Source organism: Azohydromonas australica DSM 1124, assembly GCF_000430725.1.
Classification (GTDB): Bacteria; Pseudomonadota; Gammaproteobacteria; order Burkholderiales; family Burkholderiaceae_C; genus Azohydromonas; species Azohydromonas australica.
The window spans coordinates 214,316-239,765 of sequence record NZ_KE387206.1 but is presented as its reverse complement, the minus strand read 5'-3'; the positions used below and the strand labels follow the sequence as shown (position 1 = coordinate 239,765).

20 protein-coding genes and 6 tRNA genes are annotated in these 25,450 nt (G+C 67.1%); 1 reads left to right on the top strand and 25 read right to left on the bottom strand.

The window, feature by feature from the left end:
• Positions 1-23 precede the first annotated feature (23 nt).
• From H537_RS0126955 to H537_RS0126915, 9 genes are all read right to left on the bottom strand, one after another.
• Positions 24-1,001, bottom strand: coding sequence for an LD-carboxypeptidase (locus tag H537_RS0126955; protein WP_029000345.1), 978 nt, complete (start codon positions 999-1,001; stop codon positions 24-26).
• A 169-nt stretch (positions 1,002-1,170) separates the two neighbouring features.
• Positions 1,171-3,168, bottom strand: coding sequence for an acyltransferase family protein (locus tag H537_RS45715; protein WP_084150965.1), 1,998 nt, complete (start codon positions 3,166-3,168; stop codon positions 1,171-1,173).
• Between the two features lie 320 nt (positions 3,169-3,488).
• Positions 3,489-4,007 carry a tRNA adenosine(34) deaminase TadA gene (tadA, locus tag H537_RS45710; protein ID WP_051243300.1) on the bottom strand — a complete coding sequence of 173 codons (519 nt, stop codon included), beginning with the start codon at positions 4,005-4,007 and terminating at the stop codon, positions 3,489-3,491.
• A gap of 752 nt (positions 4,008-4,759) precedes the next feature.
• Positions 4,760-6,790, bottom strand: coding sequence for a DUF4153 domain-containing protein (locus H537_RS51565; protein WP_156901955.1), 2,031 nt, complete (start codon positions 6,788-6,790; stop codon positions 4,760-4,762).
• Positions 6,791-6,909: 119 nt separating this feature from the next.
• Positions 6,910-8,493, bottom strand: a complete 1,584-nt coding sequence (gene guaA / locus H537_RS0126935) for a glutamine-hydrolyzing GMP synthase (RefSeq protein WP_029000344.1) — start codon at positions 8,491-8,493, stop codon at positions 6,910-6,912.
• 10 nt (positions 8,494-8,503) lie between these two features.
• Positions 8,504-9,805, bottom strand: coding sequence for an MFS transporter (locus H537_RS0126930; protein ID WP_238446813.1), 1,302 nt, complete (start codon positions 9,803-9,805; stop codon positions 8,504-8,506).
• 10 nt (positions 9,806-9,815) lie between these two features.
• The gene (guaB, locus tag H537_RS0126925; protein ID WP_029000342.1) at positions 9,816-11,288 is read right to left on the bottom strand and encodes an IMP dehydrogenase; all 1,473 of its coding nucleotides are present in this window, start codon (positions 11,286-11,288) and stop codon (positions 9,816-9,818) included.
• 117 nt (positions 11,289-11,405) lie between these two features.
• Positions 11,406-11,729, bottom strand: coding sequence for an RnfH family protein (locus H537_RS0126920; RefSeq protein ID WP_029000341.1), 324 nt, complete (start codon positions 11,727-11,729; stop codon positions 11,406-11,408).
• Complete coding sequence (locus H537_RS0126915; RefSeq protein WP_029000340.1) at positions 11,716-12,168, bottom strand: type II toxin-antitoxin system RatA family toxin; 453 nt, start codon at positions 12,166-12,168, stop codon at positions 11,716-11,718. The genes H537_RS0126920 and H537_RS0126915 overlap by 14 nt, the downstream gene beginning before the upstream one ends.
• A gap of 48 nt (positions 12,169-12,216) precedes the next feature.
• On the opposite strand from H537_RS0126915, the gene smpB reads away from it, so the two are divergent.
• Positions 12,217-12,693 carry an SsrA-binding protein SmpB gene (smpB, locus tag H537_RS0126910; protein WP_043460264.1) on the top strand — a complete coding sequence of 159 codons (477 nt, stop codon included), beginning with the start codon at positions 12,217-12,219 and terminating at the stop codon, positions 12,691-12,693.
• 57 nt (positions 12,694-12,750) lie between these two features.
• Here smpB and H537_RS0126905 read toward each other — a convergent pair whose 3' ends face one another.
• From H537_RS0126905 to folC, 16 genes are all read right to left on the bottom strand, one after another.
• Positions 12,751-13,860, bottom strand: a complete 1,110-nt coding sequence (locus H537_RS0126905) for an acyltransferase family protein (protein WP_029000338.1) — start codon at positions 13,858-13,860, stop codon at positions 12,751-12,753.
• Positions 13,857-15,041: a PLP-dependent transferase gene (locus tag H537_RS0126900; RefSeq protein ID WP_029000337.1), complete on the bottom strand. Its 1,185-nt coding sequence runs from the start codon at positions 15,039-15,041 to the stop codon at positions 13,857-13,859. The genes H537_RS0126905 and H537_RS0126900 overlap by 4 nt, the downstream gene beginning before the upstream one ends.
• Before the next feature lie 76 nt (positions 15,042-15,117).
• The gene (rimO, locus tag H537_RS0126895; RefSeq protein ID WP_029000336.1) at positions 15,118-16,524 is read right to left on the bottom strand and encodes a 30S ribosomal protein S12 methylthiotransferase RimO; all 1,407 of its coding nucleotides are present in this window, start codon (positions 16,522-16,524) and stop codon (positions 15,118-15,120) included.
• A 21-nt stretch (positions 16,525-16,545) separates the two neighbouring features.
• Positions 16,546-17,139 carry a polyhydroxyalkanoate synthesis repressor PhaR gene (phaR, locus tag H537_RS0126890; protein ID WP_029000335.1) on the bottom strand — a complete coding sequence of 198 codons (594 nt, stop codon included), beginning with the start codon at positions 17,137-17,139 and terminating at the stop codon, positions 16,546-16,548.
• Positions 17,140-17,485: 346 nt separating this feature from the next.
• Positions 17,486-17,561 (bottom strand) — tRNA-Ala (locus tag H537_RS0126885).
• A 31-nt stretch (positions 17,562-17,592) separates the two neighbouring features.
• Positions 17,593-17,669, bottom strand: a tRNA-Asp gene (locus H537_RS0126880).
• Between the two features lie 51 nt (positions 17,670-17,720).
• Positions 17,721-17,796 (bottom strand) — tRNA-Glu (locus H537_RS0126875).
• A gap of 81 nt (positions 17,797-17,877) precedes the next feature.
• Positions 17,878-17,954: transfer RNA gene (locus H537_RS0126870), tRNA-Asp, on the bottom strand.
• 46 nt (positions 17,955-18,000) lie between these two features.
• Positions 18,001-18,076: transfer RNA gene (locus H537_RS0126865), tRNA-Glu, on the bottom strand.
• 52 nt (positions 18,077-18,128) lie between these two features.
• A tRNA-Ala gene (locus tag H537_RS0126860) sits at positions 18,129-18,204 on the bottom strand.
• Positions 18,205-18,275: 71 nt separating this feature from the next.
• Complete coding sequence (gene gltX / locus H537_RS0126855) at positions 18,276-19,682, bottom strand: glutamate--tRNA ligase (protein WP_029000334.1); 1,407 nt, start codon at positions 19,680-19,682, stop codon at positions 18,276-18,278.
• 4 nt (positions 19,683-19,686) lie between these two features.
• Positions 19,687-20,916: an O-succinylhomoserine sulfhydrylase gene (locus H537_RS0126850; protein WP_043460173.1), complete on the bottom strand. Its 1,230-nt coding sequence runs from the start codon at positions 20,914-20,916 to the stop codon at positions 19,687-19,689.
• Entirely contained in the window at positions 20,916-22,442 is a 1,527-nt protein-coding gene (gene purF / locus H537_RS0126845; protein WP_029000332.1) for an amidophosphoribosyltransferase, read from the bottom strand. Before purF ends, H537_RS0126850 begins: the two co-directional genes overlap by 1 nt.
• 32 nt (positions 22,443-22,474) lie before the next feature.
• A complete protein-coding gene (locus H537_RS0126840) occupies positions 22,475-22,984 on the bottom strand; it encodes a CvpA family protein (protein ID WP_029000331.1) in 510 nt (169 codons plus the stop codon).
• Positions 22,984-24,063 (bottom strand): SPOR domain-containing protein, encoded by a 1,080-nt coding sequence (locus H537_RS0126835; protein WP_211235089.1) that lies wholly within the window; start codon positions 24,061-24,063, stop codon positions 22,984-22,986. Before H537_RS0126835 ends, H537_RS0126840 begins: the two co-directional genes overlap by 1 nt.
• 51 nt (positions 24,064-24,114) lie before the next feature.
• The gene (gene folC / locus H537_RS0126830) at positions 24,115-25,410 is read right to left on the bottom strand and encodes a bifunctional tetrahydrofolate synthase/dihydrofolate synthase (protein WP_029000329.1); all 1,296 of its coding nucleotides are present in this window, start codon (positions 25,408-25,410) and stop codon (positions 24,115-24,117) included.
• Between the last annotated feature and the right edge of the window lie 40 nt (positions 25,411-25,450).

Here is a 25,450-nt window from a genome sequence, read left to right as displayed (position 1 = left end):
CGCCTCAACCCGTGGCGCGGGCCCTAGTGCGGGTGATCGCAGCCGCAGTCGTAATCGTGCTCGTGGCCGTCCTGGTGCTGGGGCTCGTGGGCGTGTGTGTGCTCCCAGCCGATGAACACGTCGCGCCGGTCCACGACGAGGGTCACCTTGCGGCCCACGGGCAGGCAGAGCTTGGTCGGGACGTGGCCGAAGGGCAGCCCGGTGAGGATGGGCGTGGCGCAGACCGAGCGCAGCATCTCCACCATCTGCTTCAGGCCGTAGCCGCGGTCCAGCGGCGACTTCTTCCAGTCGCTGAAATGGCCCAGGAGCACCGCCTTCTGCTGCTGCAGCACCCCCGCCTGCTGCAGCTGCAGCAGCATCCGCTCGACGCGGTAGGGATGCTCGTTGACGTCTTCCAGGAACAGGATGCCGCCGCGCACCTTGGGCCAGTGCGGCGTGCCCAGCAGCGAGCCGAGCACGGTGAGGTTGCCGCCCCAGAGCACGCCCTTGGCCTCCAGCCCGTCGAAGCCGGCCTCGGTGCGAAAGCCCACGGCCTCCAGCTCGCCGTTCATGGCCTCGCAGAACACTTCCGGGGTGATCTCGTCGAGGCCGCCGGCCGCGTCCTCCTTGCCGAAGTCGTCCAGCGCCAGCGGCCCGGCCCAGCTCTCGGCCTTGGCGTGGGCCAGCAGGCCGAGCTGCAGCGCGGTGACGTCGCTGTAGCCGACCCAGCGCGTGCCGCGCTCCACGCTGCGCGCCATCAGCTTCCAGTCGATGCGGTCCAGCAGCCGCGTGAGGCCGTAGCCGCCGCGCGTGGCCAGCGCGATGGAGGGTGCAGCCTCGGCGATGCGGTGCAGCGCCGCGAGCCGGGTGTCGTCGTCGCCGGCGAAGCGCTGGAAGCGCGCCAGCGCGGACTCGTCCACGCTGACGTCGAAGCCGAGGTTCGTGAGCCGCTTGACGGCCCGCCGCAGCGGCGTGGCCTTGGCGACCACGCCGGAGGGGGAAAACAGGGTGAGAGCACTCATTGAAGGGGATCGTAGCCGAGCGGAACGGCTCCCCTGAGCGCGGCATCGCACCTTGCACAACGCGAAAGCGCGGCGCCCGGCAAGCCGCCCGGCGCCTGCCAGCGGCGGTCTCGGCGCCCACTCGCCCGCGAAGCCGGGACGCCATCGCCCCCGAGCGGCATGGATGACCTCAAGGTCCGAACAACCTGGCTTCCATTTTCTTGACCAGATACGCCGCCCCGTGCGCCGACAAATGCGCGTCGTCGATGGCCACGAAATCTTCCGGCGCCTCGCCCACGCGCGACAGGCATTCCGCGCCCTTGCACAACATCTGCAGCACGGACACATATTCGACGCCATGGTCCTGGGCGATGCGGGCCAGATTCTCGTCCACGTCCTTCCACTGCGCAGCCGGCAGCATCGCCGGCACCTTGCCGGTTTTGTCCAAGACTTGGCGCCAATAAAGAAAAGCCGTTTTCTGCGGACTGTCCTTCCAGCGCGGCACCGGCCCCATCACCACCAGCCGCGACTGTGGCAGCCTGGCCTTGACCTGCTGCAGCGAGGCGGCAAACCGGGCATACAGCGCTTCCTTGCTCATCGGATAATCCAGGTGCAGATAAGCCGCGTGCATGATGACCACCTCCGGCCGCGCCGCCTGCAAATCCTGCAATATGCGCTGGTTGACCTCGTTGCATTTCACGTAGAACAAAAATTTCTCGACATCGAGTATCGGCGGACAGCCGGCCTGCGTGAGTTGCAGAATGCCCAGGGGGTGTTCAGCCTGCAGTTTCCTGAAGCCCGGATACAGGCTGGCCGCGTGGGAATCGCCCCACAAGGCGATCAGCGGCCGGGTTTTTTCATAGCAGCTTTCGTTCTGCTTCAGGTCCACCGGCTCCTGCAAATGGCAGACGTTGTAGCGGACCTGATTCTTCCAATCAAAGTCCACGCGCTGCGTGAGATACCGGGCTTCGGGCGAGAACCGTGAATCGATGCCCTGCGCCTGAAAGGTGGCAAACCCCACGCCCCCCATGAGCGCCATGAGCAACGCCATGGCCCCCGCCTTGGCGGCACCGTGCGGGCCGAGGCGGACGGGCCTTTCCACGAACCTGTAGGTCAGCCAGGCCAGCAGCACGGACACCACCACGGCGATGGTGCGGGCGGCAAACGGCGGATCGCCGCCGCGCACGATGCGCGTGAAGGAGAGCAGCGGCCAGTGCCAGAGATACAGCGGGAAGCTGATCAGCCCGAACCACACCACGACGGGGTGGGCCAGCACCTTGCGGTTCAGCCAGGCCTGGGGCCCGGCGGCGATGAGCAGCACCGCCCCCAGCACCGGCACCAGCGCCCAACTGCCCGGGAAATGCGATGCCGCGCTGATGCGCCAGAAGCCGTAGCCCAGCAGCAGCAGGCCGAGCACGGACAGCACGGCCGCCAGCGTGCGCCCGTCGTGCTCGCGAGGCTCGCGATAGAGAACCGCCGCCAGCCAGCCGTCCAGCCGCGTGCGCAAGCCGGCCAGCGACGCTTGCCGATACAGCGTCAGCCACGCCAGCAGGCTGCCGCACAGCAATTCCCAGAAACGCCGCTGCGGCGAATAGAAGGTTTCGACCGGGTCCTTGCGCACGCCGTGCACGTTGAGCGCGAAGGAAACGAGGGCGATCAACACGGTGAGCGTCAGCAGATTGAATTTGCGCTTCCACGCCATCCACAGCAGCAGCGGCCAGACGATATAAAACTGCTCCTCGATGCCCAGGCTCCACAAGTGCAGCAGCGGCTTGCTTTCGGCCGACTTGTCGAAATAGCCGGCCTCGCTCCACAGCACCAAGTTCGCCACGAAACCGGCCCCGCCCGCCACGTGCTTTCCCAGCTGCATGAACTCGTCGGCCAGCAAGGCGAACCAGCCGAAGGCATAACTCGCGGCCAGGACTAGCAGCAACCCTGGAAAGATGCGCCGAATGCGGCGCACGTAGAACTCGCCGAAGCTGAAAGTGCCCCGGTCCAGGTTCTGGAAAATGATGGTCGAGATCAGGAATCCGGAAATGACGAAGAAGATGTCCACGCCGATGAAGCCCCCTGCCAGCGCGCTGGGGAAGGCATGGAAAATCACCACGGAAATGACGGCCACCGCGCGCAGGCCGTCGATATCGGGTCGGTATTTGGGATGGGAAAGATGGGGATGAACAGAGGACATGAACCGGGGTTTCCCTGGGACACCAGGAATTCAGCGAAGGGTGGCGGCGCTTGGACCAACGCCGGGCCTGAGGGCCAGCGCTCACTGCGCCAAGGCGGCCCGGACCTGGATATTCGCGGGACGGCAGGCTGTGGCAAACGGCGAGCCCGGGGTAGGATTTACCGTTGGTCCTTATAACGCAAGCAGGCCGCTTGAAAAGCGCCCAGGAACATTCAGAGAAATACTCGCCTAGGCGCCTTACAAACTCGCAGCAGCGCCGGCTGCTTTTTCGCGCTGATTTTCAATGTCTCGTCAGTGGCAGGCCGGCGCACCGAAGGACCTCAGTCGCCCGGCTTGGCGGCATGCAGCGGCACCCCGTCTGCAGCCGCCCCCGCCGCCTCCAACGCTGCCGCCCGAAGTGCCTTCTGCTGCGCCCGCCGCTCGCGGAAGAAGCGCCGCAGCAGGTCCCCGCACTCCTCGCCCAGCAGCCCGCCCTCGATGAGCGTGTGGTGGTTCAGCTCGCGGTAGCCGAACAGGTCCAGCACCGAGCCCGCGACGCCGGTCTTGGGATCGGTGGCGCCGAACACCACGCGCTTGAAGCGCGCGTGCATCAGCGCCATGGCGCACATGGCGCAGGGCTCCAGGGTGACGAACAGCTCACACTCCGGCAGCCGGTAGTTGGACAGGCGCTGCGCTGCGGCGCGCAGGGCGACGATCTCGGCATGCGCCGTCGGGTCGTGCAGGCCGATGGGCTGGTTGAAGCCTGAGGCGATGGGCTCGCCGTTGAGCAGGATCACGGCGCCGACGGGGACCTCGCCGGCCTGGTAGGCCTGCTCGGCTTGGGCGAGGGCCAGGCGCATGGCTTGGTTGTCTGGGGTGATAGGAGGCATGAGAGAGGAGCAGCGGGTGTTGGAGCGACAGCTTCAAGAAAGGAAGAGATTGTCTCGCCACCCGGAAGCCTGACATTCTTCACTGAAAGGCTGGCCCCAAACCTTCACTGGAAGCGGCCTGCTGGACCGACGAAGCAGTCCACGACAAACTCAGCCAGATTTCCAACCTATCCTCAATTTCCGGTCTCGCTGAGCATTGGTTGATGAACGGCCTTTGCTGTGCAGCAGGCAAGGCCGTTTTCTGAGCCAAACCTGCAGAGATAGTCAAGACAAGTTATGAACGCGACTTCCGCAACCCTACGCCGCAAACCCCTAGTCAAGGAAAAACATCACGATTTACCGCCAAATAAACCGCCTCCCCTGCGCTCCGCGATTTCCTGATGGAAGACAGCTATCGGCCGAGGCTGTGTGAAAATTCGATCGACGGCCGTTTTCGGGGGTCCTTCGACCCTTGGCGATCTCCAAAAAATCGCACCTTGAGCGTTCTAGCGGGTCGTCGTTCTGCGAGGCGCCTTGGTAGCCGCGTTTTCACACAGCCTCGGCCAATTGCGGTCGGACGACTGCTATTTCCTACCGGCTGTTCTAGGCTGGGAGAGGACATTCAATCGTGAGCATTATCTCCGGCCCACTCGTGCCGTAGTGGCCACTCGCATAACTGTCATCCTTGCCAAGAAGCAGACGGTCGTCGTTCTTATGGGGCAACAGACAAACGCATGAGCATTTCAATGCTCAATTACTTCAAGCCGTTCATCTCCTATCATTAAATCTGGCCATCGGGGCGCAACCAAGCGAGTCTGACCTGCTTCAATGGCGGCTCGCCACGCAGAGATCGTCTTTTGGGAACCGATGACCCTAGCCTCTTTTCGCCAGCCGCTGGAATTTTTCCCATATATCGTTGCGAGGACGCCGCTTCCCTCCTCACACAACAACAGGGCTTCTTGCTGAGCGTCCGCATTGACATCAGTAAGCCAGATGACACATTTCTCCGGCTGCGAAAGACACGCTTGAATATTCCAGTCTATATGGGTCTTGGTTAGCCAATGTACCAAGTCCGGGGGAAGCTTGGCACCAACTGGCAATACAACGACATTTTCGATTTTGACGTTCTTTGTCTTCGCCGTATTTTGAATATTCGGGTTTAGAACAATATCGTTTAACGCCTGTTTGGCGCGCGCTGCCAGATCTTTGCTGTACGACGTACTACCTTGCTGAGTGGCGAGCGCCTCCAACGCAGGGCGGCCATAACGCTGCTCGCGTGCGAGGTACTGCCAATCGAATTCGGCGAGTTTAACTTTCCCCGCTTGAAGCCTTGCCACCTGATCATTCGCAGCAAGCATGCGCACATCGGCAATGGGGCTGATCAGAGCTGTCACAAGAGCGACTTCAAGAAGTGCTGCTGCGACGTTTGTCGGTGCGATCGTGGCCATCCATGCGCGCCTGCGGAAAACTAGCGAAATGACATATCCAACTGCGTGCATGGTGATCAACAGCGCCACAACTGCAGCCCAGATTCGAGCCTGTGTCCAACCATGTTGCTGAACCCGCTGAGCAAGAGCCCAGCAGGCAAGAGCGCAGAGTACCGGAAGCGTGATCCAAGCTGCGCGCAAGACCGAAGCAAGGAAAGGAGGGTAGACTGGCGGTTTACGCCCATCCTGAAATGCGGCATTTACGAATGTGATCGCAAGCAAAGCAAACCAAAGCAAGTAGAACGCGGCGCTGCGTGTTGCGAACAAAGGTTCAACACCGGTGATAAGTAGCGCCACCATCCAGATGATCGCAAAGGCTTGAGCAAGCGGCAAAAACCAGCTAATGAGCGAAAGCAAGCCGCTGATGCTGCTTGACGTTGTGTCGGCCAGAATTAGCACCAGTCCGGTTGACAGGCCAAGCGCAGAGGCCGTCAGGATGATCCTGAATGCGGGTGAAACCAAGATTTCATTGAACTGGCGTATGCCGATGCTCTCCATGAGCCAGGCAGCGGCTACCGACAGGACCCACAGCAGGCCTGTCAAGGCACAACTTAATAAAATGAGCAGCGCATTGCGCCAAGCAAATTGAAAGAGGATTGGGTAATCAAAGCGCCGTATTGTCTGCCGCCAGCCAGCGGCCAACGACAGTGTGATGAAACCAACCACCAAAGCGGCCAACATGTGCCCCAATGGCGGCCTGAATTTCCCACCATCATCTGTAGCCAGCCCTGCGTGGGCACCCAGTAACCCGAAGGCAAGACCAAGCAAAATTGCAAAAATAGCTTTTGCCTTGGCCGAGGAGTAAGCGTCATGAGATAACAACCATCCTAAGGCGGTGGCAATCGTCATGTACAAGCAGGCGCCAACAATTTCGGCAGGCAACGAGGCAGACACGTTCGTCAATGCCCATAACACCAAGCCCGTGACTGCGCCGACTGCGAGGTGGCTGATCAAAAGGGCGTGCCAGCCATAATTCGCCCGTTTGGCTTGAAATACTTTGACTGGCGGTTCATTGCTGCCATCTGGGCCTATGTCTGCCATTTCTAAGAACGATGTTTGAGTAGCACTGCTCAGTGTAAGGCTTGGCATGGACAGTTGATGGCGCTGGTCCAGCTTGAGCACAACGTTTTGGATTTGATGGTGCTGGTGGATAGCCGACGCTGGAGAGCAGACGTCGAAGTACAGTCGCTTTTGGTTGGCTGCCGCGGTTTGTAAACCCTGGTCGGACGGCCGCTTCCGCTGCGAAGGGGTATTCGCGATGGCGGGTCGAATAACTGCAACGGGCACGAAGCTGACTTCACGCCCTCTTGGATGCACCAAAGAAAAGGCCGTTGACCCCGGGCTAACATCCCATCGTCAACGGCCTTTTGCAGGCATCAAGCGACTATTTCAGCCGCCCCGCCCAATTATTCCCACTCAATCGTCGCCGGCGGCTTGGACGAAACGTCGTAGGTGACGCGGGAAATCCCCCGTACCTCATTGATGATCCGCGACGAGACCTTCTTGAGCAGCGAATAAGGCAGCTCGGCCCAGTCGGCGGTCATGAAGTCGGTGGTTTGCACGGCGCGCAGGGCCACGACGTAGTCGTAGGTACGGCCATCGCCCATCACGCCCACGCTCTTGACCGGCAGGAACACGGTGAAGGCTTGGCTGGTCAGGTCGTACCAGCTCTTGCCGCTGTGCGTGTCGCGCGTGCCGCGCAGCTCCTCGATGAAGATCGCGTCGGCCCGGCGCAGCAGGTCGGCGTACTCGCGCTTGACCTCGCCCAGGATGCGCACGCCCAGGCCCGGGCCCGGGAAGGGATGGCGGTAGACCATCTCCGGCGGCAGGCCCAGCGCCACGCCCAGCTCGCGCACCTCGTCCTTGAACAGCTCGCGCAGCGGCTCCAGCAGCTTCAGCCCCAGCGTCTCGGGCAGGCCGCCGACGTTGTGGTGGCTCTTGATCGTCACGGCCTTCTTGGTCTTGGTGCCGCCCGACTCCACCACGTCCGGGTAGATCGTGCCCTGCGCCAGCCACTTGGCGTTCGTGAGCTTCTTCGCCTCGGCCTGGAACACCTCCACGAACTCGCGGCCGATGATCTTGCGCTTGGCTTCCGGGTCGGTGACGCCGGTCAGGTGGCCCAGGAACTGCTCGCTGGCATCAACGTGCACCACCTTCGCGTGCAGCTTGCCGACGAACATCTCCATCACCATGCGGCCTTCGTTCAGGCGCAGCAGGCCGTGGTCCACGAAGACGCAGGTGAGCTGGTCGCCGATGGCGCGGTGGATCAGCGCCGCGGCCACGCTCGAATCCACGCCGCCGGACAGGCCCAGGATCACCTCCTCGTCGCCCACCTGCTCGCGGATGCGGGCCACCGCCTCCTCGATGTAGTCGTTCATCACCCAGTCGGGCTTGCAGCCGGCGATGTCGAGCACGAAGCGGTTCAGCATCGCCGCGCCCTGCTGGGTGTGCGTCACCTCGGGGTGGAACTGCACGGCGTAGTAGCGGCGGGCCTCGTCGGCCATGCCGGCGATCTCGCACGAGGGCGTGGAGGCCATCAGCTTGAAGCCCGGCGGCAGCCCGGTGACCTTGTCGCCGTGGCTCATCCACACCTTCAGCATCCCGTGGCCTTCGGCGGTGGTGAAGTCCTCGATGCCCTGCAGCAGCTGCGTGTGGCCGTGCGCGCGCACCTCGGCGTAGCCGAACTCGCGGTGGTCGCTCCACTCCACCTTGCCGCCGAGCTGGCTGGCCATGGTCTGCATGCCGTAGCAGATGCCCAGCACCGGCACGCCCGAGTCCCACACGGCCTGCGGCGCGCGCAGCTCGTGGTCCTCGTAGGTGCTGCCGTGGCTGCCCGACAGGATGATCCCCTTGGCGCCGAAGCCGCGGATGAAGTCGTCGGAGACGTCGTTGGGATGGATCTCGCAATAGACGTGCGCCTCGCGCACCCGGCGCGCGATGAGCTGCGTGACCTGCGAGCCGAAATCGAGGATGAGGATCTTGTCGTGCATGAGAGTGCTCTCAGGCGGCCGTGGAGGCGGCCGCGGTGGCGCTGCGCTGGCGCCGGAAGTGGCGGAAGGCGATGACCGCGGCCACGGCCTGCAGCAGCGCGCAGAAGTAGAAGGGAAGCCCGATCAGGAAGTCGCCCTGCGGGCGGTGCGACACCAGGGTCAGCAGCCCCGCGCCGGTGATCGGCGCGAGCACGGCCATCAGGCTGTTGAGCGAGGCGACGGAGCCCATGGTGCGGCCCTGGCGCGTGTCGTCCGCCGCGTTGGACACCATGCTCTGCAGCGCCGCGTTGACGGTGAAGCCCAGCAGGTTCAGGCCGATGACGGCGTACATCATCCAGCCCTCGGGCGCGAGGCCCCAGGCCAGGTAGCTCAGCGCCGAGGAGATCAGCCCCATGCGCACGAGCTTCTGCGGCGTGTGGCGCTTAAGCAGCTGGCGCATCAGCCCGCCCTGCACCAGCGCCGACATCAGGCCCACGGCGAACAGGCTCCAGCCGTTCTCGCGCGGGCCCCAGCCGAACTTCATGCCGGTGTAGAGCACCCAGGTGGAATGCAGCGTGAACTGCGCCAGGCCACCCAGCGCCATCACCGTCACCAGCGGGCCCACGCCGCGCAGGCTGCGCAGCTCGCGCAGCGCCGACACCGGGTTGGCGCGCCGCCACTCGAAGGGCCGGCGGTGGGCCTTGGGCAGCGACTCCGGCAGCACGAACAGGCCGTAGAGGGTGTTGAGCAGCGCCAGGCTGCCGGCAACGAGGAAGGGCAGGTGGAGGTTGATGTCCCCCAGCAGCCCGCCCGTCACCGGGCCGAGGATGAAGCCCACGCCGAAGGTGGCGCCGAGCATGCCGAAGCGCTTGGCGCGCTCCTGCGGCGTGCTGATGTCCGCGACGTAGGACTGCGCCACCGCCGCGTTGGCCTGCAGCGCGCCGCTGACCAGGCGCACCGCCACCAGGATCCACAGCGCCGGGGCGAACGCCGTGGCGAAGAAGCTGAACGCCAGGCCGCAGAAACCCAGCAGCAGCACCGGGCGGCGCCCGAAGCGGTCGGACAGCGCGCCGAGCACCGGCGAACCGAAGAAGTTCGCGATGCCGAAGGCGAAGCTCACCGCGCCGAACCAGAAGGCCTGGTCCGCCGCGCTGCCGGTGAAGGTGCCCACCAGCGCGGGCAGCACCGGGATGATCAGGCCGATCGACATCATGTCGATCAGCACCGTGACCAGGATGAACGGCATCGCGGCGCGGCGGCCGCGGCCACTGCCGCTGGTTTCAGCCTCGGCCACCGGTGCGCTGCCCTGTGCTTCTCGGGAGTCTGCAGTCACGGCGCCGGGCTCACTCCATGCGGTAGTTCGGCGCTTCCTTCGTGATCTGCACGTCGTGGACGTGGCTCTCGCGCACGCCGGCGCTGGTGATCTCGACGAACTCGGCCTTCTCGTGCATCTGCGCCACGGTGGCGCAGCCGCAGTAGCCCATGGAGGCGCGCAGGCCGCCGGCCATCTGGTACAGGATCGACAGCACCGAGCCCTTGTAGGGCACGCGACCCTCGATGCCCTCGGGCACGAGCTTGTCGGCGTTGGGGTTGGTGGTCTCGTCGTTTTCCTGGAAGTAGCGGTCGGCGGAGCCGGCCTTCATGGCGCCGATGGAGCCCATGCCGCGGTAGCCCTTGTAGCTGCGGCCCTGGAACAGGAACACCTCGCCCGGCGACTCCTCGGTGCCGGCGAACATGCCGCCCATCATCACGGTGCTGGCACCGGCGGCGATGGCCTTGGCGATGTCGCCCGAGTAGCGGATGCCGCCGTCGGCGATCAGGGGCACGCCGGTGCCGATCAGCGCGGTGGCGACGTTGTCGATGGCGGTGATCTGCGGCACGCCCACGCCGGCGACGATGCGGGTGGTGCAGATGGAGCCCGGGCCGATGCCGACCTTCACGCCGTCGGCGCCGGCTTCCACCAGCGCCAGCGCGGCGGCGCCGGTGGCGATGTTGCCGCCGATGACGTCCACGTCCGGGAAGTTCTGCTTGACCCAGCGCACGCGCTCCAGCACGCCCAGGCTGTGGCCGTGGGCGGTGTCGACCACCAGCACGTCCACGCCGGCCTTGACCAGCAGCTCCACGCGCTCCTCGGTGCCCTCGCCCACGCCGACGGCCGCGCCCACGCGCAGCTTGCCGTGCGAGTCACGCGCGGCGTTGGGGAAGGTGGTCTGCTTGGTGATGTCCTTGACGGTCATCAGGCCGCGCAGCTCGAAGGCGTCGTTGACGACGAGCACGCGCTCCAGCTTGTGCTGGTGCATGAGGGCCTTGCCCTCTTCGAGCGAGGCGCCTTCCTTGACCGTGATGAGCCGCTCGCGCGGGGTCATGATCTGGCGCACGGGCACGTCCATGCGGGTTTCGAAGCGCAGGTCGCGGCCGGTGACGATGCCGACGACGGTCTTGCCTTCGAGCACCGGGAAGCCCGAGATGCCGTGCTGTTCCGACAGCTGCTTGACCTGGCGGACGCTGGTGTCGGGGGTAACGGTGAGGGGATCGCGCAGCAAGCCCGACTCGTATCGCTTGACGCGTGCAACCTCGGCGGCCTGCTGCTGCGGGCTGAGGTTCTTGTGCACGATGCCGATGCCGCCTTCCTGCGCGATGGCGATCGCGAGGCGGGCTTCGGTCACGGTGTCCATGGCGGCGGACACCAGCGGCAGGTTCAGCGAGATGTTGCGCGACAGCTTGGTGGCAAGGGTGGTGTCGCGGGGCAGGACCTGGGAGAAAGCCGGCACCAACAACACGTCGTCGAAGGTGAGTGCTTTGCCAAGTAGGCGCATGAGAGGGCTCCAGACGCAAAAGCGGATTATAGGGAAGCCCCTTAGCAGGCCACAGGTTTGGGGGTAGGCTGCGCCTTGTGCCAAGGCGCAGAACGTGCGCAATCCGGCGCGGACCGCTCAGCCCCGGCGCTGCTTCTTCTCGCCGCCCTGCCCCTTGTAGCGAAGGCGCCGCGCCTCCTTGGGGTCCACCAGCAGCGCGCGGCACAGCTCGACGCGGTCGCCCTCGCGCAGCGGGTGCTCCGCGGGCTGCGGCCGGCCCCAGACGCTAAAGGACAGCGACTGCGCGCTGAAGTGCGGATGCCTCGCCAGCAGGCCCGAGGCCTCCACCGCCTCACGCAGCGTCGCGCCCACGGGCAGCTCCAGCACGATGGTCTCGACCTGGCGCGGCGCGGGGCTGAAGACGACTTCGACCTGCATGGAACCCATCTCAGCGCGGCCCATGGACCTGCTCGGCGCGCTTCACGAACGCGTCCACGAAGGTGTTGGCGATGCGGTCGAACACGGGGCTCACGACCAGCTCCAGCGCGCGGCTGGAGAAGGCGTAGCGCAGGTCGAACTCGATGCGGCAGGCCTTGGGCTCGGAGCCCGGGGCACCCAGGGGATGGAAGATCCAGGTGCCGTCCAGCAGCGAGAACGGGCCATCGACCAGCTCCATGCGCACCTCGCGGCCGGGGACCTGGACGTTGCGGGTGGTGAAGTTGTGGCGCACGCCGGCGTAGTGCAGGTGCAGCCGCGCGATCATGCTGTCCTCGCCACGCTCCAGCACCTCGGCGCGGTCGCACCATGGCAGGAACGCCGGATAGTCCTCGACTCCGGTCACCAGGTCATAGATCTCGCGCGGCGTGTACCACAGCAGGACCGACTTCTTCACGTGCTTCATACAATGCAGGGATTGTAGGGGCCGCGTTCGGCCCCCTTTTTGTTGCTCATGCCGCCACCCAACTCCGCTCTCATCGCCGAAAACCGCCGCGCCCGCTTCGAGTACCACATCGAGGAGCAATTCGAGGCCGGAATGGTGCTCGCGGGCTGGGAGGTCAAGGCCATCCGCGCCGGCCAGATCCAGCTCACCGACGGCTACGTCGTGATCCGCGATGGGGAGCTGTTCCTCATCGGCTGCCGCATCAACGCGCTGCGCAGCGCCTCGACCCACGTGGTGCCCGAGGCCGACCGCACCAAGAAGCTGCTGATGAAGAAGGAGGAGATCCGCCGCCTCATCGGCAAGGTCGAGCAGCGCGGCTTCACCCTGGTGCCGCTGAACCTGCACTACAAGAACGGCCTCGTGAAAGCCCAGATCGCGCTGGCCAAGGGCAAGGCCCAGCACGACAAGCGCGAAACCGAAAAGGCCCGCGACTGGGAACGCGAGAAGGGCCGCCTGATGCGGCACAAGGTGTCGACGAAGGCTTGAGGCGGCGCGGGCCGAGGCGCCCTACCCGCCGCCTCGTCGCTCCCGCGCCCTCTTCCCTCACCGCGTCCTGAAGCTCCCGCTGTGCCCCTGCACGCGCGCCCGGCGCGCGGCAACCCACGCCATGGCCCGCTGCTCCACGTGACGGTGGAACAGCGCGCCGGCGAACAGGCTGGCGCCCCAGGCCACCAGCATCCCCAGCGCCTGCGGCACCGGCTCGTCCGGCACGAACTCGGTGAAGGCCGCGTTGACCACCAGGCACACCGGGAAGTGCACCAGGAACACGCCGTAGCTGCTGCGCGAGACCGACGCGGTCAGCCGCCCCAGCGAGCCCTCGGCCCGCGGCACCCACTGCGGGCGCCACTGCAGCACCGCCAGCAGCAGCGCCACCGCCGACGCCACCGCGATGCGCAGGCGGAACTCGATCAGCAGCGCCACGCCCACCAGCAGCGCCAGCGCGGCCAGCGGCACCAAGCGTAGCCGTGGCGCCGTCCACCAGCCGGCCAGCACGCCCAGGCCGTAGGCGCCGAAGAAGTACGGCGCGGCCACGTCCCAGTCGGGCTCCAGGTTGAAGTACAGCAGCGAGGCCGCCACGCCCAGCAGCACCAGCGCGGGCGCCAGTTGCCGCCGCTGCTGCGGTCCGCCCTGCTCCAGCCAGCGGGCCAGCACCAGCAGCGCCAGCAGCAGCGCGTAGAGCTGGAAGTCGATGGCCACGTACCAGACGCCGGCCGACAGCGCCTCCACGCCCAGCAGGTCGTGCAGCAGCAGCAGGTGCGCCAGCAGCTGCCCCAGGCGCGGCGGGTCGGAGATGCTGGCGTGGTCCATCCACTCGCGCGCCAGGGCCGACGCAGCGATGGAGATGAGCAGCATCACCGCGTAGGGCAGCGCCAGCCGCGCATAGCGGTCGCCCAGCAGCTCCCAGGGCGCGGCGCCGTGCTTCAGGCGCGCCTGCGGCGCCAGGCTGCGCGCGGCCAGGAAGCCGCCCAGCACCAGAAACACCTGCACCGCCACGCGCGCGTGCTGCGACAGCCAGCCGATGAGTTCCGGCGCCAGCTCGGCGGCCGTGTCCGACATCGGGCCGTAGAAGGCCAGGTGGTGCAGCACGATCAATTGGCACGCGACCGCCTTGAGCGCATCCACGTGCGCCCAGCGTTGAGCGGCGGGCCTCACGCTTGCGCGTGCAGGACGGCGAGCGCCTGCTCCAGGTCGGCCTGCAGATCCTCAACCGCCTCCAGCCCCAGGCTGAAGCGGATGAGCGTGCCGCGGTAAGGCACCGGGCGGCTGCGCAGGCTGGCCGCGTCGTAGGGCACGGCCAGGCTCACCGGCCCGCCCCAGGACCAGCCGATGCGGAAGAGCTTCAAGGCATCCACCACCGCGTCGGCCTGCGCGGGGGTGTAGCGCGGGTCCAGCTCCACCGTGAACAGGCCGGCGGCGGCGCTGCAGGTGTCGGCCCAGTGCTCGTGGCCCGGCGCGCCGGGCAGCGCCGGGTGCAGCACGCGCACGAACTCGCTGCGCTGCGCGCACCAGCGCGCGAGCTGCCGCCCGGCGGCGTCCTGCGCCGCGTAGCGCAGCGGCAGCGAGGGCAGCGCGCGCAGCACCGCCTCCACGTCGTTGAGGCCCACGCCGAAGCCCAGCCGGCTGTGCGCCAGCGCCAGGCGGCGGTACAGCGCCTGGTCGGCGGTGACGACGGAGCCCATGAGCACGTCGCCGCCGCCGGAGGGGTACTTGGTAAGCGCGTGCACCGTGAGGTCCACGCCGAGGGCGAAGGCGTCGAAGGCGATGCCGGCTCCCCAGGTGTTGTCCAGCGCGATCACGGCCTGCGGCGCGCGCTCGCGCACGGTGCGGATGAGCGCGCGCAGGTCCGGGAACTCCATGGTCACGGAGCCCGCCGCCTCCAGCCACACCAGCTTGGCTTGCGGCGTCAGCAGCTCGGCCAGGGAGGCGGGGTCCATCGCGTCGTAGACCTTGTGGGCGATGCCCCAGGACTTCAGCTCATGCCGCGCGAAGGTCTTGCCCGGCCCGTAGGCGTTGTCGGGCAGCAGCACCTCGTCGCCCGAGGCCAGCAGCCCGATGTCCACCAGCGAGATGGCGGCCAGCCCGCTGGGCGCCAGCAGCGCGTGCTTGCCGCCCTCCAGCGAGGCGATGCGCGCCTCCAGCGTGAAGGTGGTGGGCGTGCCGTGCAGCCCGTAGGTGTAAGCGGACTTGTCGAGCCAGCTGTGGGTGCGCAGCGCCGCCGTGTTCGGGAAGAACACGGTGGAGGCCTTGTGCACGGCCACCACCGGCGACCCGAAGCCGCCCGGCGCGACGTACTCGTGGTGGATCAGCGAGGTACTGCGGCCCTTGTCGCTCATTGGGGCACCCTCGCGCTGCGCGCGGTCCCGCCGAGCGGGACGGAGCGCCTCCTTCGGAGCGGCCGTGCGGAGGCGCTCATACCGGCATGCCCACCAGGTCGTGTCCCTCGGCCGCGACGATGCGCACGCGCGTGAACTCGCCCACCTTCAGCGTGCGCGAGGCCTTCTCGGGCGGAAGGATGCGCACGGTGCCGTCGATCTCCGGCGCGTCGGCATAGGTGCGGCCCACGCCGCCCTTGCGGCCCAGCGCCGGGGCGCTGTCCACCAGCACCTGCATCGTGGCGCCGACGCGGCGGCGCAGCTTCTCCACCGAAATGCGCTCGGCCGTGGCCATGAAGCGCGCGCGGCGCTCCTCGCGCACGGCGTCCGGCACCGCGCCGGCCAGCTCGTTGGCCGTGGCGCCCTGCACCGGCGAGTAGGCGAAGCAGCCGGCGCGGTCGATCTGCGCCTCCTGCATGAACTGCAGCAGGTACTCGAACTCTGCTTCCGTCTCGCCGGGGAAGCCGGCGATGAAGGTGCTGCGGACCACCAGCTCCGGGCAGATTTCGCGCCACTTGGCGATGCGCTCCAGGTGCCGCTCGCCGCTGGCCGGGCGCTTCATGCGCTTGAGCACGTCGGGGTGCGCGTGCTGCAGCGGGATGTCGAGGTACGGCAGGATGCGGCCGGCGGCCATCAGCGGCAGCACCTCGTCGACGTGCGGGTACGGGTAGACGTAGTGCAGCCGCACCCAGGCGCCGTGGGCTTCAGCCAGCGCGCCGAGCTGCTCGCACAGCTCCAGCATGCGCGTGCGCACGGGCTTGCCGTCCCAGAAGCCGGGGCGGTACTTCACGTCGACGCCGTAGGCGCTGGTGTCCTGGCTGACGACGAGGAGCTCCTTCACGCCGGATTCGAACAGCGCGCGGGCCTCGCCCAGCACGTCGCCGATGGGGCGCGACACCAGGTCGCCGCGCAGGCTGGGGATGATGCAAAAGCTGCAGCGGTGGTTGCAGCCCTCGCTGATCTTCAAGTAGGCGTAGTGCTTGGGCGTCAGCTTGATGCCGGCGGCGCCGCGGGCCTCGGGCACCAGGTCGATGAAGGGGTCGTGCGGCTTGGGCACGTGCTGGTGCACCGCGTCCATCACCTCTTGCGTCGCATGCGGACCGGTGACAGCCAGCACCTTGGGATGGACTTCCCGCACCAGGTTGTCGCCGCCCTGCTGCCCTGTGCGCGCGCCCAGGCAGCCGGTGACGATGACCTTGCCGTTTTCGGCCAGGGCCTCGCCGATGGTGTCCAGGCTTTCCTTGACGGCGTCGTCGATGAAGCCGCAGGTGTTGACGATGACGAGATCGGCGCCGGCGTAGGTCTTGCTGGTTTCGTAGCCCTCGGCGCGCAGCTGGGTCAGGATCAGCTCGGAATCCGTCAGTGCCTTGGGGCAGCCCAGCGAGACGAAACCGATGGTGGGCGCCGCGCCGGCCGGCGCGGCGGGGTTAATGGGGTGACTCATGCGGGAATTGTCCCGCATTCGTCAAGGCTGACGTTTTGAGCCGGGAAAACCGGGCATGCCAGGGAACAGCGTCTCAGCCTGTTTTTGCATCTGCTCCTGCATCTGCGTGAACAGCTTCTTGGACTGCTCCATGTAATTGCCGATGAGGCCCTGCATCAGCGGCGCCTGGCCGCTGAGGAACTGCGTCCACATCTCGGGCGTGAATTTTTGCGCGTCGTACAGCCCGCGGCTCTGCTCGGCAAAACGGCCTTGCAGCTCGACGAAGGTCTGCAGGTTCTTTTCCAGATAGGAGCCCATGAGCCCCTGCATGGCGTGGCCGTAGAAACGGATGATGTGCGCCAGCATCTGGGTCGAGAACATCGGCACGCCGCCGGTTTCCTCTTCCAGGATGATCTGCAGCAGGATGCTGCGCGTGAGATTTTCACCGGACTTGGCGTCGCGCACCTCGAAGTCCTGACCGTCCAGCACCATCGTCTTCACGTCGGCCAGCGTGATGTAGGCGCTGGTTTGGGTATCGTAGAGGCGACGGTTGGGGTACTTCTTGAGGATGCGGGGCCCGCCGTGCCCAGCGTTGTCTTCATCACCGGCCGTACCGCCGGCTCGCTTCAAGGGCATATACAGACTCCCGTAACAATCGCTCGGATTCTAGGCGCAGCGCTCAGACCCCCAGGAACGAAAGCGGGCAATTCACAGTCCCATGACGGTCGCATGCGGGTTTTTTCCAGGGCAGAAGCTGTTGGAAGGCCTGAAAGCGGGCACACACATGCGCCAAGTGCCTGACGGCGCTGGCGCTTTGGCTGTCCGCGCTGATGGTTTGCGTCGAAACAGCGGCGTGTAAAAACAGCGGCCCAAAGCAAAAAGGCCATCCCGAGGATGGCCTTTTCGGCATTGAGCGGAAATCGTAAGCATTTCACGCCCTGTCGTTTCTTGAACGCCGCGCCACGAACCGGCATTTATCCGGTGGTGGAGGTAAGCGGGATCGAACCGCTGACCTCTTGCATGCCATGCAAGCGCTCTCCCAGCTGAGCTATACCCCCGAAAAGGTTAGCGCGCAGTTCAAGCAAGTTTTGGCGGAGTGGACGGGGCTCGAACCCGCGACCCCCGGCGTGACAGGCCGGTATTCTAACCAACTGAACTACCACTCCGCGTTGGTAGCCGCATCGCCGGAAATTGCTTTCCGCAAGCGCAGCCAAACTTGGCGTCCCCTAGGGGATTCGAACCCCTGTTACAACCGTGAAAGGGTCGTGTCCTAGGCCTCTAGACGAAGGGGACTGATTTTAAAATTTTAACTACCTGTTTTTCACGAAAACACCCACTGGCTGTGGCGGGCGTTTTCGGCAAAACCAAAAACTTTGGCGGAGTGGACGGGACTCGAACCCGCGACCCCCGGCGTGACAGGCCGGTATTCTAACCAACTGAACTACCACTCCGCGTTGGTAACGACTTTCCAGGTTGCCCTGCAAGTGCCGTCAAACTTGGCGTCCCCTAGGGGATTCGAACCCCTGTTACAACCGTGAAAGGGTCGTGTCCTAGGCCTCTAGACGAAGGGGACTTAATCCTTCACCCCTGATGAACCTCGCGCCGACCACCAACTTTTGGTTGGATGGTGGAGGTAAGCGGGATCGAACCGCTGACCTCTTGCATGCCATGCAAGCGCTCTCCCAGCTGAGCTATACCCCCTTCGGGTCGAAAACCTCAGCTTTCGCTGCTGTCTTCGTGTTTCGCGCTGTTCATCAAGCGAGAACGAGATTCTATAGCGACTCTTGCGAGCTTTGCAAGCGTTTCACAACTTCTTCTTTCGAAAAAAGTTCGAGCACTGCATCCACCGAGGGCGTCTGGGCGCGACCGCACACCAGCAGCCGCACCGGAATGGCCAGTTGCGGCATCTTCAGGCCGTGCTCGGCCAGCGTCGCCTTGAGCGCGCCGGCAATGCCCGCCTTGTCCCAGCCCGGCAGCGCCAGGAGCCGCTCGCACAACGCCGCCAGCGCCGGTTGCAGCGCAGGCGTGAGGTGCTGGGCCGCTTCCTCGGCCGAAGGCTTAGCTTCGACGAAGTACAGGCTCAGCCAGTCGGCCAGCTCCACCGTGGTGGCGCAGCGGTCCTTGAACAGGCCGACGGCCTGCTCCAGCGAGAACTCAGCCGGCACCTCGATGCCGCGCTTGCCCAGCTGCTCGCGCACCAGCGGCGCCAGCTCCGCGTCGGCCGTGCGCTTGATGTGCTGGGCGTTGACCCAGCGCAGCTTGGCCTCGTCGTACTGGCCGGCGCTCTTGCCCAGGTGGTCCAGGTTGAACCACTGCAGGAACTGCTCGCGCGTGAAGATTTCCTCGTCGCCATGGCTCCAGCCCAGGCGCGCGAGGTAGTTCACCATCGCCTCGGGCAGGAAGCCCTCGTCGCGGTACTGCGTCACGGGCTTGGCGCCGTTGCGCTTGCTCATCTTCTCGCCCTGCTCGTTGAGCACGGTGGGCAGGTGCGCGTACACCGGCGGCTCCTGGCCCAGGGCGCGGAAGATATGGATCTGGCGCGGCGTGTTGTTGACGTGGTCGTCGCCGCGGATGACATGGGTGATGCCCATGTCGATGTCGTCCACCACCACGCAGAAGTTGTAGGTGGGCGTGCCGTCCGGGCGCGCGATGACGAGATCATCCAGCTCCTCGTTGCTGAACTCGATGCGGCCCTTGACCTTGTCGTCCCAGCTCACGCTGCCGCCCACCGGGCTTTTGAAGCGGATCACCGGCTGCACGCCTTCGGGCACCGGCGGCAGGGTCTTGCCCGGCTCGGGGCGCCAGGTGCCGTCGTAGCGCGGCTTGAGCTTGGCCGCCATCTGGCGCTCGCGCAGCGCGTCGAGCTCGGCACTGCTCATGTAGCAGCGGTAGGCCAGCCCCTGCTCCAGCATCTGCGCCAGCACCGCCTTGTAGCGGTCCATGCGCTGCATCTGGTAGTACGGGCCCTCGTCGTGGTCCAGGCCCAGCCAAGCCATGCCTTCCAGGATCACGTCCACCGCCGCCTGCGAGCTGCGCTCCAGGTCGGTGTCCTCGATGCGCAGGATGAAGGTGCCGGCGTTGGCGCGCGCGAAGGCCCAGGGATACAGAGCCGAGCGGATGTTGCCCAGGTGGATGAAGCCCGTGGGCGACGGGGCAAAGCGGGTGCGTACGGTGGTCATTCGGTCAGAGCGTGTGCAGGCCGCGGGCGAGGTCGGCCTTGAGGTCCTCGACGTCCTCCAGGCCAACGGCCACGCGGATCATTCCCTGCGTGATGCCCGCGGCCTGGCGCTGCGCCTCGGTCAGCCGGCCGTGAGAGGTGCTGGCCGGGTGCGTGATGGTGGTCTTGGTGTCGCCCAGATTGGCGGTGATGGAGCAGATGCGCGTGGCGTCGATCACGGCGAAGGCGTTGGCACGCGCGGCTTCCGGCGTGTCGCCCTGCACGATGAAGCTCACCACCGCGCCGCCCAGCCCCGACTGCTGGCGCATCGCCAGCTCGTGCTGCGGGTGCGAGGCCAGCCCCGGGTAGTAGAGCCTGCTGACCTGCGGCTGCTCCTCCAGCCAGCGCGCCAGCTGCAGCGCCTTCTCGCTTTGCGCGCGCATGCGGATGGACAGCGTTTCCAGCCCCTTGAGCACCACCCAGGCGTTGAAGGGCGACAGGCTCATGCCGGCGCTGCGCATCACCGGCACGAACTTGTCGTTGACCAGCGCTTCACTGGCACACACGGCGCCGGCGATCACGCGGCCCTGCCCGTCCAGGTACTTGGTGCCGGAGTGGATGATCAGGTCCGCCCCCAGCTTCACCGGCTGCTGCAGCGCCGGCGAGCAGAAGCAGTTGTCCACCGCCAGCAGCGCCCCGCCCTCGTGCGCGATCTTCGCCAGCGCCGCGATGTCGCACACCTCCGTCAGCGGGTTGCTCGGCGTCTCGGCGAACAGCAGCTTGGTGTTGGGCCGCATGGCCGCGCGCCAGGCCTCGACGTCCGTCTGCGAGACGAAGGTGCTCTGCACGCCGAACTTGCCGAACTCGCCCTGCAGCAGCTTGATGGTGGAGCCGAACACGCTCTGCGAGCACACCACATGGTCGCCAGCCTTCAGCAGCCCCATGAAGAGCAGCATGATCGCCGCCATGCCGCTGGAGGTGGCGATGCAGGCTTGCGTGCCCTCCATCGCCGCCAGGCGGCGCTCCATCATCATGACGGTGGGGTTGGAGAAGCGGCTGTAGACGAAAGCCTCTTCCTCGTTGGCGAAGCGCCGCGCCGCGGTCGCCGCGTCCGGGTGCACGAAGCTGCTGGTCAGGAACAGCGCCTCGGCGTTCTCGCCCCAGGGCGTGGCCGGCAGCCCCTCGCGCACGGCGATGGTGTCGATGCGCGCGTCCGCGGGCAGTTCCACCCGCGGCAGCTTCTTGCCTGCGTCCATCAGGCCTGCTCCGCCGCGTTCTGCAGCGCCAGACGCGAACGGCCCGGGCCGTCCTCCTCTTCGTTGCCCTGGGACTGGCGCTGCTCGCGCATGGTCTCGAAGTCCTCCACCGAGACGTCACCCGTGATGTAGCGGCCGTCGAAGCACGAGGCCTCGAAGCCGTCGAGCTGCGGGTTGAGCGCGGCCACCACGCGCTTCATCGCTTCCACGTCCTGGTAGATCAGCGCGTCGGCGCCGATGAACTCGCGCACTTCCTCGATGCTGCGGCCGTGGGCGATGAGCTCCTCCTTGGTCGGCATGTCGATGCCGTACACGTTCGGGAAGCGCACCGGCGGCGCCGCGGAGGCCATGTACACCTTGCGCGCGCCGGCCTCGCGCGCCATCTGCACGATCTCCTTGCTGGTCGTGCCGCGCACGATGGAGTCGTCCACCAGCAGCACGTTGCGGCCCTTGAACTCGCTGGCGATGGCATTGAGCTTCTGGCGCACCGACTTCGTGCGCTTGGCCTGCCCCGGCATGATGAAGGTGCGGCCCACGTAGCGGTTCTTGACGAAGCCCTCGCGGTACGGCTTGCCCAGCTTCTGCGCCAGCTGCATGGCCGACGGCCGGCTGGACTCGGGAATCGGAATCACCACGTCGATCTCGCTGGGCGGCATGGTCGAGATCACGCGCTGCGCCAGCGTCTCGCCCATGTTCAGCCGCGCCTGGTACACCGAGACGCCGTCCATCACCGAGTCCGGCCGCGCTAGGTACACGTACTCGAACATGCACGGCTGCAGCGTGGGCTTCTCCGCGCACTGGCGCGCGTGCACGTTGCCCGCCATGTCGATGAAGATCGCCTCGCCCGGCGCCACGTCGCGCACGATGTGGTGGCCGGTGCCTTCCAGCGTGACGCTCTCGCTGGCCACCACCACCTCCTTGCCCTCGGGCAGGTCGGTCTCGCCGTACACCAGCGGGCGGATGCCGAAGGGGTCGCGGAAAGCCAGCAGGCCCTGGCCGGCGATGAGCGCGATCACGGCATAGCTGCCCTTGATGCGCTTGTGCACCGCCGCCACGGCGTCAAAGATCTTCTCGGGCGTCAGCGGCAGGTCGCGCGCGCTGCGCTCCAGCTCGTGCGCCAGCACGTTGATCAGCACCTCGGTGTCGCTCTCGGTGTTGATGTGGCGGCGGTCGATGTCGAACAGCTCCTTCTTCAGCGCGTGCGCGTTGGTGAGGTTGCCGTTGTGCACCAGCACGATGCCGAAGGGCGCGTTGACGTAGAAGGGCTGCGCCTCCTCCTCGCTGTAAGCGTTGCCGGCGGTGGGATAGCGGACCTGGCCCAGGCCGACGTTGCCCGGCAGCGCGCGCATGTTGCGGGTGCGGAACACGTCGCGAACCATGCCCCGCGCCTTGTGCATGTAGCACTTGGTGCCCTGCATCGTGACGATGCCGGCGGCATCCTGGCCGCGGTGCTGCAGCAGCAGCAGCGCGTCGTAGATCAGCTGGTTGACGGGCGTCTGGGAGATGACACCGACGATCCCACACATGGTCTTGCGTCCTTCAGTGATGCCGGCGCTTTTCAGAGCGCCGGCAGGTGCCGTGCCACCGCGGACGGCAGCACGGGTTGAATGCCTTGTCGCAGCGCCTGCAGCCAGGCGACGCCGCTGGAGGCGGTCCAGGTCGGCGAGTGCGCCAGCGGCGTCAGCGCCACCAGGGTGCTGAGCACCAGCAGCGCCAGCAGCCCGCGCAGCAGCCCGAAGCCCGCGCCCAGCAGCCGGTCCAGCGGCCCCAGCGGCGAGGCCTGCACCACCATCCGCAGCAGCCGCGCCGCCAGGCCACACAGCAGCAGCGCGGCGACGAACACCAGCACGTAGGCCGCGGCCAGCCGCCAGGCCGGCAACGCGCCCTCCCACGGCAGCCACTCGGCCGCCACGGGCGAAAACCTCTGTGCCGCCAGCCAGCCCACTCCGTAGCCGGCCAGCGACAGCACCTCAAATATCAGCCCGCGCCACAAGCCTGCCAGCGCGGACAGCAGCAGCAGGCCCAGCATCGCGACATCGACCCAGCCCAAGCCGGCAACGAAGTCCATCACTGCGGCAGCAGCGCCGTGGGCAACCCGGCAGCGCGGAGTTTGCCAAGCGCCTTGTCAGCCTCTTCGCGGCTGTTGAAAGGCCCCACCCGCACCCGGATGCGGCGCCCCGCCTCGGTCTCGATCACCTGCGTGTAGGTGCGCACGCCGACCTTCTCGGCCCGAGCCCGCGCCTCGCTGGCGGCGGTGGCATCGGCGAAGGCGCCGACCTGCACGATGTAACGCTTCTCCACCGTGTCGCTGCGCGACGTGTCCCTCAAGGCCTCGCGGGCCACTGCCTCACGCGCCTCGCGTGCTTCACGTTCCTTGGCTTCGCGCGCGGCCGCCTCGCGGGCCGCGGCCTTTTCCCGGGCCTCGCGCGCGGCGACTTCCTTTTCCTTCGCTTCGCGGGCCGCAGCCTCGCGCTCGCGGGCGGCAGCTTCCTTCTCCTTGGCCTCGCGGGCCGCGAGCTCCTTCTGGCGGGCCGCCTCGCGTGCCTCGCGTGCCTCGCGCTCCCGGGCTTCGCGGGCCGCCGCTTCACGCGCGGCAGCGGCTTCGCGCTCCTTGGCCAGGTCGCGTGCGGGCGGCGTCTCCTTGGGCGGCGCGGAACGGGGCGGATCCTGCAGCACCCGGATCGGCGCGGCCGGCGCGCTGGCCACGGGCCGCGGCGTGCTGGCCGCAAGCGACTGCGCAGCCGGCGCGCGGGTGTCGGCCGCCACGGCCGGCGCCGCGGGACGCACCGCTGGCGCGGATGACGGCGCCACCGCGGGCGCGGCCGGCGGCGGCACCTCGCGCCCGGCATCGGCGGCGGACTCGGTGATCGTCGATGACGTCGCCGGCGCCATGCGCGAGGGCAGCACCACCGGCGCCCCGCCGTCCTTGCGCGGGATCTCGATGTTCACTTCCACCGGCAACGGCCGCGGCTGGGTCTCGAACAGCAGCGGGAAGCCGACGATGCCCACGCCGAGCAGCACCACCGCGCCGATGAGGCGGCGGCGCGCCCGCACCCGGGCGGCCTGCACCTGCTCCCCCGGCGAAGCCATGCCGACCGGCTCCCGGGAAGCAGAGTTGTTGCGTTGCAGGAAGGAAAACAGGGGCATGCCGAAGCTGGGAGCGGGCGTGCGCCCGATGAAAAAGAAGGTTCCGAGACTTCAGCCGACGTGGGACGCACCCAGGCGCGGCAGCCCGTTCTTGAGCACACCGCCGACGGTGTAGAACGAACCAAAGACCACGATTCTATCAGCCGGGTCCGCGGCCCCAATGGCAGCGGCCAGCGCCGCGGCCGGGTCGGCGTGGGTGTGAACGCTCACCGTGCGCCCCTGGGCGGCGGCCTCCACCAGTGCGCGCAGCGCCTCGGGCTCGGCCGCGCGCGGCGTGGGCAGCGCCGTCAGGTGCCAGCTGTCCACCACCGGCGCGATATGCGCCAGCGCGCCGGCCAGGTCCTTGTCCTGCATGGCGCCGAAGACGGCATGCGTGCGCGGATAGAACCCCATCTGGTCCAGGTTCAGCGCCAGTGCCGCCACGGACTGCGGGTTGTGCGCCACGTCCAGCACCAGCACTGGCTGGCCCGGCACGATCTGGAAGCGCCCGGGCAGGTCCACCAGCGCCAGACCCTGGCGCACCGCCTGCGCGCTGATGGGCAGCTGCGCGTGCATCGCCTCGAACACCGCCAGCACGCCGGCGGCATTGAGCAGCTGGTTGGCCCCGCGCAGCGCCGGGTAGGCCAGGCCGTGGAAGCGCCGCTCGCGCCCCTTCCACTGCCACTGCTGGCGGTCGCCGGACTGGCTGAAGTCGCGCCCGGCCACGCGCAGGTCCACGCCCAGCGCCGCCGCCACGTCGAGCACGCTCTGCGGCGGCTGCGGATCGCTCACCACCGCCGGACGGCCCGCGCGCAGGATGCCGGCCTTCTCGCGCCCGATGCTCTCGCGGTCCGGCCCCAGGTAGTCGGTGTGGTCCAGCGCGATGCTGGTGATCAGCGCGCAGTCGGCGTCGACGGCGTTGACCGCGTCCAGCCGCCCGCCCAGGCCGACTTCCAGGATCACCACGTCCAGCGGCGCCTGCGACAGCGCCCGCAGGATCGCCAGCGTGGTGAACTCGAAGTAGGTCAGCGTCGTGCCCTGCCGCGCCGCCTCCACCGCCTCGAAGTGCGGCAGCAGCGCCTCGGCGTCGATCATCCGGCCGTCGATGCGGCAGCGCTCCTCGAAGTGCACCAGGTGCGGCTTGCTGTAGAGCCCCACCCGGTAGCCCGCGGCCAGCGCGATGGCTTCGAGCATCGCGCAGCTCGATCCCTTGCCGTTGGTGCCGGCCACGCTGATCACGGGCACGGAAAAGCGCAGCCCCAGCCGGTCGCGCACCGCGGCCACGCGCTCCAGCGTCATGTCGATGCTCCTGGGATGCAGGGCCTCGCAGTGGGCCAGCCAGTCGTCGAGCGTGCGGGGGGTGGTCATGGGGGTGGAGCTTAAGAGGCAGCAAAAAGGCCGGCGCGCA

Coding starts and splice junctions, on each gene's coding strand:
- phaR (WP_029000335.1), bottom strand. CDS start 17,139: ATGCCCTTGAAGCGAGCCGGCGGTACGGCCGGTGATGAAGACAACGCT.
- H537_RS0126955 (WP_029000345.1), bottom strand. CDS start 1,001: ATGAGTGCTCTCACCCTGTTTTCCCCCTCCGGCGTGGTCGCCAAGGCC.
- guaB (WP_029000342.1), bottom strand. CDS start 11,288: ATGCGCCTACTTGGCAAAGCACTCACCTTCGACGACGTGTTGTTGGTG.
- H537_RS0126840 (WP_029000331.1), bottom strand. CDS start 22,984: ATGGACTTCGTTGCCGGCTTGGGCTGGGTCGATGTCGCGATGCTGGGC.
- H537_RS0126915 (WP_029000340.1), bottom strand. CDS start 12,168: ATGAAGCACGTGAAGAAGTCGGTCCTGCTGTGGTACACGCCGCGCGAG.
- smpB (WP_043460264.1), top strand. CDS start 12,217: ATGCCGCCACCCAACTCCGCTCTCATCGCCGAAAACCGCCGCGCCCGC.
- rimO (WP_029000336.1), bottom strand. CDS start 16,524: ATGAGTCACCCCATTAACCCCGCCGCGCCGGCCGGCGCGGCGCCCACC.
- gltX (WP_029000334.1), bottom strand. CDS start 19,682: ATGACCACCGTACGCACCCGCTTTGCCCCGTCGCCCACGGGCTTCATC.
- folC (WP_029000329.1), bottom strand. CDS start 25,410: ATGACCACCCCCCGCACGCTCGACGACTGGCTGGCCCACTGCGAGGCC.
- purF (WP_029000332.1), bottom strand. CDS start 22,442: ATGTGTGGGATCGTCGGTGTCATCTCCCAGACGCCCGTCAACCAGCTG.
- tadA (WP_051243300.1), bottom strand. CDS start 4,007: ATGCGCCTGGCCCTCGCCCAAGCCGAGCAGGCCTACCAGGCCGGCGAG.
- H537_RS0126835 (WP_211235089.1), bottom strand. CDS start 24,063: ATGCCCCTGTTTTCCTTCCTGCAACGCAACAACTCTGCTTCCCGGGAG.
- H537_RS0126920 (WP_029000341.1), bottom strand. CDS start 11,729: ATGGGCCGCGCTGAGATGGGTTCCATGCAGGTCGAAGTCGTCTTCAGC.
- H537_RS0126900 (WP_029000337.1), bottom strand. CDS start 15,041: ATGAGCGACAAGGGCCGCAGTACCTCGCTGATCCACCACGAGTACGTC.
- H537_RS0126850 (WP_043460173.1), bottom strand. CDS start 20,916: ATGGACGCAGGCAAGAAGCTGCCGCGGGTGGAACTGCCCGCGGACGCG.
- guaA (WP_029000344.1), bottom strand. CDS start 8,493: ATGCACGACAAGATCCTCATCCTCGATTTCGGCTCGCAGGTCACGCAG.
- H537_RS45715 (WP_084150965.1), bottom strand. CDS start 3,168: ATGTCCTCTGTTCATCCCCATCTTTCCCATCCCAAATACCGACCCGAT.